The organism is Clostridium folliculivorans, from assembly GCF_024341905.1.
Taxonomy (GTDB): domain Bacteria; phylum Bacillota; class Clostridia; order Clostridiales; family Clostridiaceae; genus Clostridium_AR; species Clostridium_AR folliculivorans.
The window spans coordinates 1-339 of sequence record NZ_BQXY01000044.1 but is presented as its reverse complement, the minus strand read 5'-3'; the positions used below and the strand labels follow the sequence as shown (position 1 = coordinate 339).

The 339-nt window shown below is 40.4% G+C and carries 1 rRNA gene; it reads right to left on the bottom strand.

What is annotated here, in order from left to right:
- Positions 1-231: ribosomal RNA gene (locus OCU55_RS23820) — 16S ribosomal RNA — on the bottom strand; the annotation flags it as partial.
- Positions 232-339 lie beyond the last annotated feature (108 nt).

Here is a 339-nt window from a genome sequence, read left to right as displayed (position 1 = left end):
GGTCCATCTTATAGCGGATTGCTCCTTTGATTTCCATTTCATGCGAAATGAAAATGTTATGCGGTATTAATCTTCCTTTCGGAAGGCTATCCCCCTCTATAAGGCAGGTTACCCACGTGTTACTCACCCGTACGCCGCTGAGAAAATTCCGAAGAACTTTCTCCGCTCGACTTGCATGTGTTAGGCACGCCGCCAGCGTTCGTCCTGAGCCAGGATCAAACTCTCAATTTAAAGTTTAATCATAGCTTACTTACTTAGTAAGTCTTTTTTCAAAAGAATTGCTGGTTTAGTTTAAGTCTAGTTTTAGACTTTGTTTATCTTCTCTGTTTAATTTTCAAA